This is a genomic window from Dickeya sp. MK7, from assembly GCF_000406305.1.
Lineage (GTDB): Bacteria > Pseudomonadota > Gammaproteobacteria > Enterobacterales > Enterobacteriaceae > Dickeya > Dickeya fangzhongdai.
Window position 1 is genome coordinate 2,492,031 of sequence record NZ_CM001984.1, and the last position, 14,539, is coordinate 2,506,569.

Annotated in this window: 13 protein-coding genes; 5 read left to right on the top strand and 8 right to left on the bottom strand. The window is 55.0% G+C overall.

Annotation, left to right across the window (positions count from 1 at the left end):
• Positions 1-20: 20 nt before the first annotated feature.
• Positions 21-1,409: a Re/Si-specific NAD(P)(+) transhydrogenase subunit beta gene (pntB, locus tag DXXMK7_RS10835; protein ID WP_038919104.1), complete on the bottom strand. Its 1,389-nt coding sequence runs from the start codon at positions 1,407-1,409 to the stop codon at positions 21-23.
• Between the two features lie 10 nt (positions 1,410-1,419).
• Positions 1,420-2,952, bottom strand: a complete 1,533-nt coding sequence (pntA, locus tag DXXMK7_RS10840) for a Re/Si-specific NAD(P)(+) transhydrogenase subunit alpha (RefSeq protein ID WP_038919105.1) — start codon at positions 2,950-2,952, stop codon at positions 1,420-1,422.
• A gap of 508 nt (positions 2,953-3,460) precedes the next feature.
• Between pntA and ydgH the strand changes: the two genes are divergently transcribed.
• Entirely contained in the window at positions 3,461-4,411 is a 951-nt protein-coding gene (ydgH, locus tag DXXMK7_RS10845; RefSeq protein ID WP_038920972.1) for a DUF1471 family protein YdgH, read from the top strand.
• A gap of 76 nt (positions 4,412-4,487) precedes the next feature.
• On the opposite strand, the gene kdsA is transcribed toward ydgH, so the two are convergent.
• The 5 genes from kdsA to hemA form a co-directional block, all read right to left on the bottom strand.
• Complete coding sequence (gene kdsA / locus DXXMK7_RS10850; RefSeq protein ID WP_038919107.1) at positions 4,488-5,342, bottom strand: 3-deoxy-8-phosphooctulonate synthase; 855 nt, start codon at positions 5,340-5,342, stop codon at positions 4,488-4,490.
• Positions 5,343-5,398: 56 nt separating this feature from the next.
• Positions 5,399-6,208, bottom strand: a complete 810-nt coding sequence (gene sirB1, locus DXXMK7_RS10855; RefSeq protein WP_038919108.1) for an invasion regulator SirB1 — start codon at positions 6,206-6,208, stop codon at positions 5,399-5,401.
• 222 nt (positions 6,209-6,430) lie between these two features.
• A complete protein-coding gene (prmC, locus tag DXXMK7_RS10860) occupies positions 6,431-7,282 on the bottom strand; it encodes a peptide chain release factor N(5)-glutamine methyltransferase (RefSeq protein ID WP_038919109.1) in 852 nt (283 codons plus the stop codon).
• The gene (prfA, locus tag DXXMK7_RS10865) at positions 7,279-8,364 is read right to left on the bottom strand and encodes a peptide chain release factor 1 (RefSeq protein WP_038919110.1); all 1,086 of its coding nucleotides are present in this window, start codon (positions 8,362-8,364) and stop codon (positions 7,279-7,281) included. Before prfA ends, prmC begins: the two co-directional genes overlap by 4 nt.
• A 47-nt stretch (positions 8,365-8,411) precedes the next feature.
• On the bottom strand, positions 8,412-9,668 hold the full coding sequence (gene hemA, locus DXXMK7_RS10870; RefSeq protein WP_038919111.1) for a glutamyl-tRNA reductase: 1,257 nt from the start codon (positions 9,666-9,668) through the stop codon (positions 8,412-8,414).
• Between the two features lie 210 nt (positions 9,669-9,878).
• On the opposite strand from hemA, the gene lolB reads away from it, so the two are divergent.
• The 3 genes from lolB to prs all read left to right on the top strand — a co-directional run bounded on the left by lolB (position 9,879) and on the right by prs (position 12,454).
• Entirely contained in the window at positions 9,879-10,499 is a 621-nt protein-coding gene (gene lolB / locus DXXMK7_RS10875; protein ID WP_038658525.1) for a lipoprotein insertase outer membrane protein LolB, read from the top strand.
• 3 nt (positions 10,500-10,502) lie between these two features.
• Positions 10,503-11,378, top strand: a complete 876-nt coding sequence (ispE, locus tag DXXMK7_RS10880; RefSeq protein ID WP_038919112.1) for a 4-(cytidine 5'-diphospho)-2-C-methyl-D-erythritol kinase — start codon at positions 10,503-10,505, stop codon at positions 11,376-11,378.
• Between the two features lie 128 nt (positions 11,379-11,506).
• Positions 11,507-12,454, top strand: coding sequence for a ribose-phosphate diphosphokinase (gene prs / locus DXXMK7_RS10885; protein WP_012769780.1), 948 nt, complete (start codon positions 11,507-11,509; stop codon positions 12,452-12,454).
• A gap of 153 nt (positions 12,455-12,607) precedes the next feature.
• Here the strand turns inward: prs and DXXMK7_RS10890 are convergent, their stop codons facing one another.
• A complete protein-coding gene (locus tag DXXMK7_RS10890; RefSeq protein ID WP_038919113.1) occupies positions 12,608-13,378 on the bottom strand; it encodes a type 1 glutamine amidotransferase domain-containing protein in 771 nt (256 codons plus the stop codon).
• Positions 13,379-13,554: 176 nt separating this feature from the next.
• Between DXXMK7_RS10890 and DXXMK7_RS10895 the strand changes: the two genes are divergently transcribed.
• On the top strand, positions 13,555-14,457 hold the full coding sequence (locus DXXMK7_RS10895) for a LysR family transcriptional regulator (RefSeq protein WP_038919115.1): 903 nt from the start codon (positions 13,555-13,557) through the stop codon (positions 14,455-14,457).
• Positions 14,458-14,539 lie beyond the last annotated feature (82 nt).

A 14,539-nucleotide genomic window follows, 5' to 3' on the forward strand; every position in this document is an offset into this window, starting at 1 on the left:
GCCTTCTGGCGGGATCGGGCTTACAGCGCTTTCAGAATCGCCTCGACGCTTTCCTTGGCATCGCCAAACAGCATCTGGGTATTTTCTTTAAAGAACAGCGGGTTCTGCACACCGGCATAGCCGGTATTCATCGAACGCTTGAACACAATCACGTTTTGCGCCTTCCACACTTCCAGCACCGGCATACCGGCAATCGGGCTATGCGGATCTTCCTGCGCCGCCGGATTGACGGTGTCGTTGGCGCCAATCACCAGCACGGTGTCGGTCTCGGCGAAATCATCATTGATTTCATCCATTTCCAGCACGATGTCGTAAGGCACCTTGGCTTCCGCCAGCAGAACGTTCATATGTCCCGGCAAACGCCCGGCGACCGGGTGAATACCGAAGCGCACATTAACGCCGCGTGCCCGCAGTTTGGCGGTAATGTCATGCACCGGATACTGCGCCTGCGCCACCGCCATGCCGTATCCCGGCGTAATGATCACCGAAGTGGAGTTTTTCAGCAGTTCCGCCACCTCTTCCGCCGTGGTTTCACGATGCTCGCCAACCGCTTCATCACTGCCAGTAGAAGAACCGTCGGTACCGAAACCGCCGGCAATCACGCTAATGAACGATCGGTTCATCGCCTTGCACATGATGTAGGACAGGATGGCGCCGGAAGAACCCACCAGCGCGCCGGTAACGATCAGCAGATCGTTGCTCAGCATGAAGCCCGCCGCCGCCGCGGCCCAACCGGAATAGGAGTTCAGCATGGAAACCACCACCGGCATGTCCGCGCCGCCGATAGACGCCACCAGATGCCAGCCAAACGCCAGCGCAATCAGCGTCATCAGCAACAGCGCAAACACCTGCATGGCTACGCTTCCGGTTTTAACAAACACCAGCAACAGTAGGAATGACAATACCAGCGCCAGCAGATTCAGCTTATGACGATTAGGCAGCATCAGCGGTTTGGATGAGATCAGACCGCGCAGTTTGCCAAACGCGACGATCGAGCCGGTAAAGGTCACCGCACCGATGAAAATCCCCAGAAACACTTCGGTCAGGTGGATATTTTCCATGATCGGGTCAGCAATATCGCCTTCGCCGATAAAGCTGTTAAAACCGACCAGCACCGCCGCAAAACCGACAAAACTGTGCAGAATCGCCACCAGTTCCGGCATTTCGGTCATTTCCACCTTGCGGGCCAGATGCACGCCGATAGCGCCACCAATCACCATCGCCGCGATAATCCATCCCACGTTGCCGGCGTTCGGCCCCAGAATGGTCGCCAGCAGCGCAATGGTCATCCCGCTGATGCCGAAAATGTTCCCCTGACGGGACGTCTCGTGTTTGGATAAGCCAGCCAGGCTGAAAATAAACAAAATTGCAGCAACGATATACGCTGCCGTCACTAGTCCTCCAGACATCCGTTACCCCTTAATTCTTGCGGAACATTTTCAGCATGCGCTGAGTGACGGTAAACCCGCCGAAAATATTGATGCTGGCGATCAGCACGGCGATGAAGGAGAAAAAGGACACCCATCCACCATGCCCGATCTGCAACAACGCGCCCACCACAATGATGCCGGAAATGGCATTGGTGACCGACATCAACGGCGTATGCAGCGCGTGGCTGACGTTCCAGACCACGTAGTACCCCACCACGCAGGACAGCGCAAATACGGTGAAGTGCGACAGGAACTCTTTCGGCGCCACATTCGCCAGCCAGCCAAACAGCACAATAGCGATTGCGATGAAAATGAATTTTTTCCAGGGCGACGCGGGCTTAGCGTCCTGCTGCGCGACGGCGGCGGCGGCCGGTTTGGCCTGCTGCGGCTGAGCGGAAACCTGAATCGGCGGTGCCGGCCAGGTGATTTCGCCAGACTTGATGACCGTCACGCCACGGATGACGTTGTCGTCGAAATCGATATCGATCTCGCCGTTTTTCTCTTTGCACAGAAGCTTCAGCAGATTCACCAGATTGGTGCCGTACAGCTGTGAAGATTGCGTCGACAAACGGCTCGGCAAATCGGTATAACCGATGATTTTCACACCATTTTCCGTTACCGTGACCCGATCCGCGACGGTCAGTTCGCAGTTGCCGCCGGTCTGGGCCGCCAGGTCGACAATCACGCTGCCGGGCTTCATACCCTGCACCATTTCTTTGGTGATCAGGCGTGGGGCCGGTTTGCCTGGGATCAGCGCGGTGGTGACAATAATATCCACCTCTTGCGCCTGCGCCGCGAACAACGCCATTTCAGCTTTGATAAAGGCTTCGGACATCACCTTGGCGTAGCCGTCGCCGCTGCCGGCTTCTTCTTCGAATTCCAGTTCCAGGAACTCGGCGCCCATACTTTTAACCTGCTCTTTCACTTCGGGGCGGGTATCGAACGCACGCACAATGGCGCCCAGGCTGCCTGCCGCGCCAATTGCAGCCAGGCCAGCCACACCGGCGCCGATAATCAGCACCTTAGCCGGCGGCACTTTACCTGCGGCCGTGATCTGACCGGTGAAGAAACGGCCGAACTCATGCGCGGCTTCAACAATAGCGCGATAGCCGGCAATATTCGCCATCGAACTCAGCGCATCCATGGACTGGGCGCGCGAAATACGGGGCACGGAATCCATCGCCAGCACCGTCACCTGGCGCGCCGCCAGCGTTTCCAGCAATGCCGGGTTCTGTGCCGGCCAGATGAAGCTGATAATCGTGCTGCCGGCACGGGTCAATTCCACTTCCTCATCCAGCGGGGCATTAACCTTGAGCAGGATATCGCTCTGCCAGACAGCCGCTGTATCCAGAATCGTCGCGCCGGCTTGCTCGTAAGCCTCATCCTCAAAACTGGCGAGTTTTCCAGCCCCACGCTCAATGGCGACCTCAAAGCCCAGTTTCAGCAGTTGCTCCACCGTTTTTGGCGTGGCTGCGACACGGGCTTCATTGGCCAACCTCTCTTTTGGTACACCAATACGCATTGTGAATCCCTTTTCGTTGTCACGAAGGTTTTATATGGTTGTGTCAATCACCTAAAAACTAACTTGTCGCCGTTGCCAGCACCCTCGGCGATAGCGATAAGTCCCTTTATAACCTACTTAAAATGGAATTAATGATCCACCGCTAAAACCATTTGGTTCTAAAAGCAGAATTTTGGCAGGTTACGATGCTTATTTGTGGTCAAAAATCACAGCTAAAACAGATTTTTCTACCATTATTACCACGTCAATGTTTCGAGCCATCTCACAAAAAGACCCTGTTAACGCTTTGTTAAGCGCATTAATTCCGATAAATATCGTTTATAAAAGGAATTCGGTTATTAATAGTGATTATTTCCATTTTTCTCTTCTTCCATTATCACTCGGTGGTTTTGCGGGATTTGGCTTAAAATGCAGAGGCATAACGTCAGGTTCCGTGCCATAATCAGCGGCTACCACAGAAGATGGCTTGGTACGTATTTACCGTATGCGTCAGGCGAAAGGATTTTTTATGAAGCTGAAAACTAGCGTTGTTGCATCCACTCTTTTATCAATAGTAGCGTTTTCGGCGCAGGCTGCGCAGGAACTTACGCCAGAGAAAGCAGAATCACTAAAACCCTTTGAGCGTATTACCTTTCTAGGTCGTTACGATGCCATTTACGAAGCGGCGGCCGATGCCTCTAAAAAGGCGGATGAGCGCGGCGCGGCGGCTTTTTATATTCAAAGCACCTCGGAAGTGAACGGCGGACGTTGGGCTGTCACTGTGGATCTGTACCACAAGGACGCGCCGGAAGCGACCAAAGACACGAGTTACCGTGAATTCAGCGGCGTGAAAGAACTGCCGAAAGATGAAGCGGTACGTCTGGAACCCTATGACACCGTCACGGTCACCGGCTATTTCGGCAACCAGCCGGAAGTCAATGAATCCATCGGCAAAGCAGCCAAACAGAAAAACGCTTATTCCTTCTATATCGTGCGTCAGGTCGATATCAACTCCAGCGGCGCAACCCAGTCCATCACCGCTTTCGTCTACAAGAAAGATGCGCCGAAACGTCAGGTGCAAAGCCCGGATGCCATTCCGGCAGACTCTGAAGCCGGTAAAGCCGCGATTGCCGCTGGCGGCGTAGCGGCTTCCAAAGTGGAAATCCCCGGCGTGGCGACGTCTTCCAGCCTGAGTAACAAGGTCGGCAATTTCTTCCAGACCCAGTCGTCATCAGGTGGCTCACGTTATACCGTCACCATGCCCGATGGCACAAAAATTCAGGAACTGAACAACGCGACTGCAGCACAGATGGCGCCGTTTGATTCCATTACTCTGCGCGGTAGTTTCAATAGCCCGACCGATATCTCCGAAGAGGTTGCCAAACAGGCAGCGAAAAAAGGCGCCAAGTTCTACCACATCACCAAAGAGTGGCAGGAAAAAGGCGACCACTACACCATCGGCGCCGATTTGTACAAATAACCATTTGTGCACATAGCTATTACGCGATGCATAAAAAAACCGCCAGTTGGCGGTTTTTTTGTATCTTGCAGACGGCTCAGTTGCTGGTATCCAGTTCCGGGAAGCTTTTGACCAGATCATCGATCGCTTTCATCTGCTGCAGGAACGGTTCCAATTTATCCAGCGGCAAAGCGGAAGGACCGTCACACATGGCGCTATTCGGCTCCGGATGGGCTTCAATAAACAGCCCCGCAATCCCGACCGCCATACCGGCACGCGCCAGTTCAGCCACCTGGGCACGGCGTCCGCCAGACGCGGCGCCGAACGGATCGCGACATTGCAGCGCGTGGGTCACATCGAAAATCACCGGCGCGCCGTGGGAAACCTGCTTCATAACATTAAAGCCCAGCATATCCACCACCAGGTTATCGTAACCAAAGTTGCTGCCGCGATCGCACAGAATTACCTGCTCGTTGCCGCCCTCGCGGAATTTATCCACGATATTGCCTACCTGCCCCGGGCTGATGAACTGCGGTTTTTTGATGTTGATGACCGCGCCGGTTTTCGCCATCGCTTCCACCAGATCGGTCTGGCGAGCGAGGAACGCCGGCAACTGAATCACATCCACCACCTCGGATACCGGTTGTGCCTGCTGCGGTTCATGCACGTCGGTAATGATTTTCACGCCAAAAGTTTGCTTCAGTTCCTGGAAAATCTTCATCCCTTCTTCCAGACCCGGACCACGGTAAGAGTGGATGGAGGAGCGGTTCGCCTTATCAAAAGACGCCTTGAAGACATAGGGGATGCCCAGTTTCTGCGTTACCGCGACATAGTGTTCGCAAATCCGCATCGCCAGATCGCGGGATTCGAGCACATTCATGCCACCAAACAGTACAAACGGCAGAGAGTTGGCAACCGGGATATCTCCGATGTTAACCACTTTATTGTTCATAAACTTACCTTATTGTCGGATAAATCAGATGATCGGGGTTCAGGCGCTTTCCCGAACTAGTGCAGCACAATCTGCTTCTGCTCGATGGAGTGGATCTGCACCTTGATCATTTCGCTAACCGGATCTTCCGGGCATTGTTCCACGAAATAGCTCAGGTCTGACAAGGCGATATGGTCGCACTCCAGCTGTGCGTAAATCAGGCCGCGGTCACGGATTTCATACGGATCTTCCGGATCGAACTGCAACACGGCTTCACTGGCGCGCAACGCCAGCTCCATCTGTTTCTCTTCCATCAACGCGACCTTGAGCGTATCCAGCAGCTTGCGGACAATCATCACGTTTTCCGCCTCATCCAGATCGCTATCCATCAGCCTGGCGGAAAGACCAATGTTGCCTTTTAGCCACACTTCCAGCACGTGTTCGCTCAGCGTGTCGCCGTTCAGCGGATTAATCAGCCACATTTCATCGTCGAGCCAGTCGGCGCGTAGAATCAGTTGGGTAGGGAAAATTACCGGCATCAGCGGCAGCCCCAGCTGATTGGCAATATGCAGGAAGATGATTCCCAACGACACCGGCATCCCCTGTCGGGTCGCCAGCACGTTGTCCAGCCACAGGACGTCGGACAAATGGTAAACGCCGCTGGCGCCGCCAAAGCCCCAGGTATGGAAGAAGAGCTCAATGAGCTGCTCCAGCTGTTGATCCTGATCCAGATCGGCGGAGATGGCCGCCCGCGCTTCTTCAACGAGTTGCTGCAGATTTTGTCTCACTTCCTGCGCGGAAAAATCACGGCGTATTGACTGGGAAACCAGAATCACGCCTTCACTTAAGGGTGACTGGTTAAATTCAAAATCAGCAATAGAACTCATAGTTATTCCATCAAGCAAAGATAACGTCAGCTGCACGTCTGAAAAAGCAAACTTCTCTATCGGCCCATGCATGCCTTGCGGGTGCGGAAGCCAGCGGATCAGATAATAATGCCAAACCTGGCGCTCGTCAGCAGGTCTGTCCGGAACGACAAGCGATAATCATGGCTAATCATTACCAATGTGATCCTGCTCAAGCCCCGATGACACAGGCTGAGGTCGCACTCAACACACGCAGGTCGCCCCAGCGGGCCATTGCCCCAGCGTCACCCGCTCATTATCGCCATAATCGCGGCAGGTTTTCACCTGCACAAAACCGTACTGCGTCAGTAATGCCCGTACCGCATCGCCCTGCTGCCAGCCATGTTCCAGCAGCAACCAGCCGTTATCCAGCAAAAATGCCCCCGCCTGCCGGATAATCTGCCGTAAATCGGCCAGCCCCGCCTCTCCCGCCACCAGCGCGCTGGCAGGCTCGAAGCGCACATCGCCGCGCGACAAGTGCGGGTCATGCTCGTCGATGTACGGTGGATTGCTGACAATCAGAGCGAAACGTTGTCCATCCAGCGGCGAAAACCAGTCTCCCGGCAAAAACCGGGCGTTGGCGATCCCCAACTGGCTGGCATTATGACTGGCCAACGCTACCGCGTCGGGCTGGCGATCAATCCCCACCACCTGACAATCCGGTCGCTCATGCGCAATCGCCAGCGCAATCGCCCCGGTGCCGGTGCCCAAATCCAGCACCGATGAGGCGCCGGTGGGTAAATGCGCCAGCGCCTGCTCGACCAGACACTCGGTATCCGGCCGCGGGATCAGCGTCGCGGGCGATACGGCCAGCGGCAGCGACCAAAACTCCCGCTGCCCGACCAGATAGGCAATCGGCTCGCCGGTGGCGCGACGCGCCAGCAAGGCTTCAAGCACCGGGATCTCTTCGTCGGTTAAAGCGGTTTCACCAAAAGCCAGCAGAAACGTACGGCGTTTACCGGTCACATGTTCCAGTAGGATCTCGGCGTCTCGTTTCGGGCTGTCACTGCCCTGCAGCCGGGCCGCCGCCTGTTTCAGCCAGTGCTGATAATTCATTGATCCTGCTCGGCCAGCGCCGCCAGTTGATCCGCCTGATATTCCTGCACGATAGGCTGAATCAACATATCCAGTTTGCCTTCCATCGCTTCGTCCAGCCGGTAGAGCGTCAGGTTGATGCGGTGATCGGTCACCCTTCCCTGCGGAAAGTTATAGGTGCGGATACGATCGGAACGGTCGCCGCTGCCCAACAAGTTACGCCGGGTTGAGGCTTCTTCCTGCTGACGTTTTTTCATTTCCGCGGCGCGAATGCGGGCCGCCAGCACCGACAACGCTTTGGCTTTGTTCTTGTGCTGTGAACGCTCATCCTGACACTCCACCACAATGCCGGTCGGCAAATGGGTGATACGGATAGCGGAATCGGTAGTGTTGACGTGCTGCCCACCCGCGCCGGAGGAGCGGAAGGTATCGATTTTTAGATCGGAAGGGTTGATATCCGGCAGTTCCGCTTCCGGCACTTCCGGCATGACCGCGACGGTACAGGCGGAGGTATGGATACGCCCCTGCGACTCGGTGGCCGGCACGCGTTGCACCCGGTGACCGCCGGACTCGAATTTCAACTGGCCGTAGGCGCCGTCGCCCACCACCTTGGCAATCATCTCTTTATAGCCGCCGTGTTCGCCGTCGTTTGCGCTCATGATTTCAATCTTCCAGCGACGGGATTCGGCATAACGGCTGTACATACGGAACAGATCGCCGGCAAACAGCGCGGCTTCATCGCCACCGGTGCCGGCGCGGATTTCGAGGAAACAACCGCGTTCATCATCCGGATCCTTCGGCAGCAGCAACACCTGCAGTTGCTGTTCCAGTTCTTCGCTGGCCGCTTTGGCCGCTTTCAGTTCGTCTTGCGCCAAATCGCGCATTTCGGGGTCATCCAGCATCAGTTCGGCCGTGGCAAGATCGTCCTGCGTCTGCTGCCAGCGCTGAAAGCAACGGGTAATGTCGGTAAGTTGCGCGTACTCGCGGGACAACGCCCGGAAACGGTCCATATCGGCAATCACGCTGGGTTCTCCCAGCAACGCCTGCACTTCTTCATGGCGCTCTTGTAACGCTTCCAGTTTGGCAACAATAGAAGACTTCATGCGGGCGGTTCAATCCTGTGTTGAATCATTATGGGGGAAGAAGAATGCTAGTTCAGACCGAGGCTGTCACGCAAAATCTGCAAACGCTCCAGATCGCCGTCGCGGGCGGCCTGTTGCAATGACCGGGTGGGAGCATGAATCAGGCGGTTGGTCAGCCGGTGCGCCAGTTCCTGTACGATGGCATCTACATCGCCGCCATTCTGTATCGCCGCCAGCGCTTTGGCGGTCATGTCCTCGCGCAGGCGATCCGCCTGAGAGCGATAATCGCGGATGGTGTCCACCGCCGCCTGCGCGCGCAGCCAGGCCATGAACTCCGAGCACTCCTGCTGCACGATGGACTCAGCCTGAATGGCCGCCGCTTTGCGCTGCGCCAGATTGTGCTGAATGATGGCCTGCAGGTCGTCGACGCTATACAGATAAATGTTCGGCAGCCGCCCTACTTCAGGTTCGATGTCGCGCGGAACGGCGATATCCACCATCAGCATCGGCTGATTACGGCGGGTTTTCATCGTACGCTCCATCATCCCTTTGCCGATGATGGGCAGCGTACTGGCGGTGGAACTGATGACAATGTCCGCCTGCGGCAAATACGCATCCAGTTCCGCCAGCGTAATCACGTCGGCGCCCACTTCTTCCGCCAGCGCCTGAGCGCGCTCGCGCGTCCGGTTGGCAATCACCATCCGCTTCACGCGGTGTTCGCGCAGATGGCGGGACACCAGCTCGATGGTTTCGCCTGCGCCCACCAGCAGCACATTGACGTCGGCCAAAGATTCGAAGATCTGCCGCGCCAGCGTACAGGCGGCAAACGCTACCGACACCGCGCTGGCGCCGATATCGGTTTCGGTACGCACCCGTTTGGCGACGGTAAACGATTTCTGGAACATGCGCTCCAGATCGCCGGACAGCGAACGTTCGCGCTGAGAATCGGCAAACGCTTTCTTGACCTGCCCCAGAATCTGGGGTTCACCCAGCACCAGCGAATCCAGCCCGCTGGCGACGCGCATCAGATGACTGACAGCAGCGTTGCCTTCATGCCAGTAGAGATTTTTGCGGATTTCCTCAGGATTGAGCCGGTGATAATCACACAGCCAGGCAATCAGTTGCTCGTGCCGGTTTTCCTGCTCGTCCACGCTGAGATAGAGTTCGGTACGGTTGCAGGTGGAAAGCAACACGCCGCCCTGAACTAACGGTTGCTGTAACAGACTGTGCAGCGCCTGCCCCTGTCTGTCCGGAGAGAACGCTACGCGCTCCCGCAGAGAGACTGGTGCTGTTTTATGATTGATGCCAAGCGCAAGCAGGGTCATGGTTTACAGAGTAATCCCGGTGTTAGTATGGGTTTCATCTGAGGGGCATTCTACTTGAAGCCTGCGGGCAAGAAAAGTGACCCAGGGCAACCGCGTTCACGTTGTCGCCAGCGCGCCGGGCAGCATCACAGGCATTGACGCTGCCAGCCAACCCCGCTAGCGTGACGCCTTGTTGTGAACCCATGATGCTTGTAACAGGACCTTTTCGACATGCCCAATAATCCCGTTCGCGCCTTACGGTTACTGCCTTTGGCGAGTGTGTTACTGACTGCCTGTACCCTGACGCAGCCCACCTTGCCGGGTAAAAAACCGACCTCTCCCGAGTGGCGCGAGCATGAGCAAAAAGTGCAAAATCTGACCAACTATCAGACCCGCGGCTCATTCGCCTATATTTCCGATAGGAAAAAGCTGTATGCCCGTTTCTTCTGGCAGCAATTTTCGCCGCAGCGTTACCGTCTGCTGCTGACCAGCCCGCTGGGCAGTACCGAACTGGAACTGCAGGCCGGCGCGAACAGCGTTCAAATTACCGACGGTCAGGGCAAGCGCTATGTGGGTAAAGACGCGCAATACATGGTTCAGCAGCTAACCGGCATGGCTATTCCGCTCGATAATTTGCGCCAGTGGATGCTCGGCCTGCCGGGCGACGCGCAGGATTTCGCACTGGATGAGCGCGCCCTGCTGCGCAGCGTAAACTATCAGCAGGGCGACCAGCACTGGAGCGTGTCCTATCAGTCCTATACCGATAGTCCGCTGCCGTTGCCGCAAAGCCTGGAACTGACGCAGGGCGAGCAGCGCATCAAACTGAAAATGGACAACTGGACGACGCAATAAATCATGGCGACCGCATGCAATCGCTGGCCTTCCCCGGCCAAGCTGAATCTGTTTTTGTACATCACCGGCCGCCGCCCGGACGGATACCATAATCTGCAGACGCTGTTTCAGTTTCTGGATTACGGCGACACCCTGACCATCACCCCGCGTCAGGATCAGCACATTGTGTTGTCGACGCCGTTGCCCGGCGTCCCCGATGAACAAAATCTGGTGGTTCGCGCCGCTCGCCAGTTGCAGACCTATTGTCAACAGGCGGGGTTACCGTTTGCCGGCGCCGACATCGCCGTCGACAAACGTCTGCCGATGGGCGGCGGTCTGGGCGGCGGTTCGTCAAACGCCGCTACCGTATTAGTGGCGCTGAACCAGTTGTGGCGCTGCCAGATACCGGTCGACACGCTGGCCGCACTGGGCCTGAAGCTGGGAGCGGATGTGCCGGTGTTCGTGCATGGGCACGCCGCGTTCGCCGAAGGCGTGGGAGAACAGCTGACCCCCGTGTCGCCGCCGGAAAAATGGTATCTGGTGGTTCATCCCGGCGTCAGCATTCCGACCCCGCTCATCTTTGCCGATCCGGATTTGACGCGAGATACGCCGGTACGCCCGCTGTCACAATTACTGACACAAACTTTCAGCAACGATTGTGAAGCCGTCGCAAGAAAACGTTTTCGTGAGGTTGAAGAGCGACTTTTATGGCTGTTAGAATACGCACCGTCGCGCCTGACCGGCACCGGCGCTTGCGTGTTTGCCGAATTCGACACCGAGTCCGCCGCTCGTCAGGTGCTAAACCGGGCCCCGGAAGGATTATTGCATGGCTTTGTTGCGCGTGGTGTTAACGTTTCCCCGCTGCAACGGCGGCTTTCCGGGCAATCTAAGGATTGCTAAAACACCACCGCCGACCGTGATGTTCTAGCGATCTTTTCCATACACCCGTATGTATATCCTGCTTGCGGTACGACACACGGCCTTCCGCAGGCGGATATTTCTCTGGACGCAAGCTTGAGGTTCTTCTCGTGCCTGATATGAAGCTTTTTGCTGGTAACGCCACACCGGAACTAGCACAACGTATTGCCAACCGTTTGTACACCAGTCTGGGCGACGCTGCTGTTGGTCGTTTTAGCGACGGCGAAGTCAGCGTACAAATCAACGAAAATGTACGCGGTGGTGATATTTTCATCATCCAGTCGACCTGTGCTCCCACCAATGACAATCTGATGGAGCTGGTCGTTATGGTTGATGCCCTGCGCCGCGCTTCCGCAGGACGTATTACCGCTGTTATCCCCTACTTCGGCTATGCCCGTCAGGATCGCCGTGTGCGTTCCGCCCGTGTGCCGATTACCGCCAAAGTTGTGGCTGACTTCCTCTCCAGCGTCGGCGTTGACCGTGTCCTGACGGTGGATCTCCACGCCGAGCAGATTCAGGGGTTCTTCGACGTGCCGGTGGACAACGTGTTCGGCAGCCCGATCCTGTTGGAAGACATGTTGCAACAGAATCTGGACAACCCGATCGTCGTTTCTCCGGATATCGGCGGCGTGGTTCGCGCCCGCGCTATCGCCAAACTGCTGAACGACACCGATATGGCGATCATCGACAAGCGCCGCCCGCGCGCCAACGTCTCTCAGGTGATGCACATCATCGGTGACGTAGCCGGCCGCGACTGCGTGCTGGTCGACGACATGATCGACACCGGCGGCACCTTGTGCAAAGCGGCGGAAGCCCTGAAAGAGCGTGGCGCCAAACGCGTCTTCGCTTACGCCACCCATCCGATTTTCTCTGGCAACGCTTACGAGAACATCAAGAACTCTGTTATTGATGAAGTGATTGTCTGCGATACCATTCCGCTGTCAGAAAATATCAAATCGCTGCCTAACGTACGCACGCTGACCTTGTCAGGCATGCTGGCGGAAGCCATCCGCCGTATCAGCAACGAAGAATCCATTTCTGCGATGTTTGAGCACTAATCGATATTTTCGCTGCAAATAACTACGCCATCGGATAATCATTATCCGATGGCGTTTTTACTGGCAGCGAAAAATATTTCCGGGTTTTGACCGAGACACCGAACCAGCAGCCGATTCTTAGCCGCGTGGAACTATCGGCTATGCGGTCGTTTTTTACCGTGTCCTGGCTTGTAACGCTTTGACCACTACTTCTCCCAGCGCCGTTGCCGAAGCTGGATTTTGTCCGGTGATCAGGCGGCCATCCACCACGACTTTGTTCTCAAATATGGGGGCCTGTTCAAACCTGGCGCCGCCCTTTTCCAAAGCGCTTTCCAGTTCAAATGGAACGATCTTGTCGTACTGACGCGAAACCTCTTCCTCAGCGGTGAACCCCGTGAGACGACGGCCTTTAATTAAGTTTTCACCGTTGCTGAGTTTCACGTTTATGAGCCCTGCGGGGCCATGACAAACGGCACTAATAATGTCGTTATTTTCATACATAGCCCGCACAATGCGACTAAGTTCGGCGTTATTTACAAAATCCCACATCGGGCCATGACCGCCGACAAGCAGAATCGCAGAATATTTTGATGGGTCGATATCCGATAGTTTAATCGTTTGACCCAGCTTGTTTCGGTGACGAGGATTGGTCCAGAAATCCAGACTGGCCTGATCTTTCAAATCAAAACCATCGAAAGGCGCCAAACCGCCTCTGGGACTGGCGATATCAAAATCAAGGCCCGCTTTATCAAACACCTTAACCGGATGAGTCAGTTCTGGAAACCAAAACCCGCCGACGAGATTCTCGGTTTTCTTATCCAGACTGGAAACGACGATGAGTATTTTTTCTTGCTTTTGAGTGTCCTGAGCTGCCTCCGCAACGGTAGAAGCCGTGAATGCGGTAATTGCGACGATGAGACGAACGAAATACTTTGCAAGTGACATATGATTTCCTTCAGGTTGTTGGAGTTGTCCTCACTGTATCCAAGTTCAATAACCAGAAGTAGACAGCTAAAACGGGACAGATTGTTTAAAAAAACAGGCTAATAATCTTGTGTTGATGAGGATTATTACCGCAGAATGTCAATATGCGGACGAGCTAAAACAGATGAGAATGCAAGATGAGCCAGGACAATAACTTTGATGGATTGCAGGAATTTCTAGCCATCTCGAAAAGGCTCAGTATCCGGAAGGCGGCTCTTGATCTTGGCAAAACACCGGGGGCCATCAGTCTGGCGCTACAGAAACTGGAACACCGTCTCGGCGTACTGCTCTTTCATAGAACAACCCGCAAAATGGCATTGACAGAAGCAGGAAAAAACCTGCTTTTGAAGATTGAACCTGCCGCGCGTGCAATTGCAACCAGCCTTGAAGATACCATTCAGTCGTCCAGAGCGCCTGCCGGCACATTGCGGTTGATTGTGGAACGCCTGGCCTTACCGCATGTCATCGAGCCTCTACTGCCCGCATTTCGTCAGGCGTGGCCAAATGTAAACCTGGACATTACCGTCAGTAATCGTCACAACAATTTTATTTCTGAAGGTTATGATGCCGGTATTTTGATCGGTTCATACATTGAGCAGGATATGATTGCGATTAGGCTTTCCAAACCTTTCCAATGGGCCGTTTTTGGATCACCCGCCTATTTCAAAGCAAAGGGAAAGCCCAACGTTACCAGCGATCTTGTTCATCATGAATGCATCCGGTTTCGTCGCCCGGAAAAAGGCGATATTTACCGTTGGGAGTTTATTGAGAACAATGAAACAGTACGAATTGATCCGGCTGGCCCTATTACTGTCAACGATGGCGAGCTTATGCGTAGCCTTGCCGTTAAAGGGGTTGGACTCATTTATTCTTCTACGTTTCATACTTCGCGCGAACTGGCAATGGGAACGCTGGAGCCTGCGCTGCTTGACAGTTCTCCAGGCAATGATGGTCTTTTTCTCTACTTTTCCAAAGCGGGCAGAAATCAACCCAAGCTGCGTGCCTTTATCGATATATGCTCACGTACAATGAATATTTGAGTAAATATAATTCGTCCCATTAACATCATGGGGTTATATGCTGATTTTTAAGCATTAACGTTGCGGATGTCCGCCACCGCAT

Coding starts and splice junctions, on each gene's coding strand:
- DXXMK7_RS10895 (WP_038919115.1), top strand. CDS start 13,555: ATGAGCCAGGACAATAACTTTGATGGATTGCAGGAATTTCTAGCCATC.
- pntA (WP_038919105.1), bottom strand. CDS start 2,952: ATGCGTATTGGTGTACCAAAAGAGAGGTTGGCCAATGAAGCCCGTGTC.
- ydgH (WP_038920972.1), top strand. CDS start 3,461: ATGAAGCTGAAAACTAGCGTTGTTGCATCCACTCTTTTATCAATAGTA.
- sirB1 (WP_038919108.1), bottom strand. CDS start 6,208: ATGAGTTCTATTGCTGATTTTGAATTTAACCAGTCACCCTTAAGTGAA.
- lolB (WP_038658525.1), top strand. CDS start 9,879: ATGCCCAATAATCCCGTTCGCGCCTTACGGTTACTGCCTTTGGCGAGT.
- DXXMK7_RS10890 (WP_038919113.1), bottom strand. CDS start 13,378: ATGTCACTTGCAAAGTATTTCGTTCGTCTCATCGTCGCAATTACCGCA.
- pntB (WP_038919104.1), bottom strand. CDS start 1,409: ATGTCTGGAGGACTAGTGACGGCAGCGTATATCGTTGCTGCAATTTTG.
- prfA (WP_038919110.1), bottom strand. CDS start 8,364: ATGAAGTCTTCTATTGTTGCCAAACTGGAAGCGTTACAAGAGCGCCAT.
- kdsA (WP_038919107.1), bottom strand. CDS start 5,342: ATGAACAATAAAGTGGTTAACATCGGAGATATCCCGGTTGCCAACTCT.
- hemA (WP_038919111.1), bottom strand. CDS start 9,668: ATGACCCTGCTTGCGCTTGGCATCAATCATAAAACAGCACCAGTCTCT.
- ispE (WP_038919112.1), top strand. CDS start 10,503: ATGGCGACCGCATGCAATCGCTGGCCTTCCCCGGCCAAGCTGAATCTG.
- prmC (WP_038919109.1), bottom strand. CDS start 7,282: ATGAATTATCAGCACTGGCTGAAACAGGCGGCGGCCCGGCTGCAGGGC.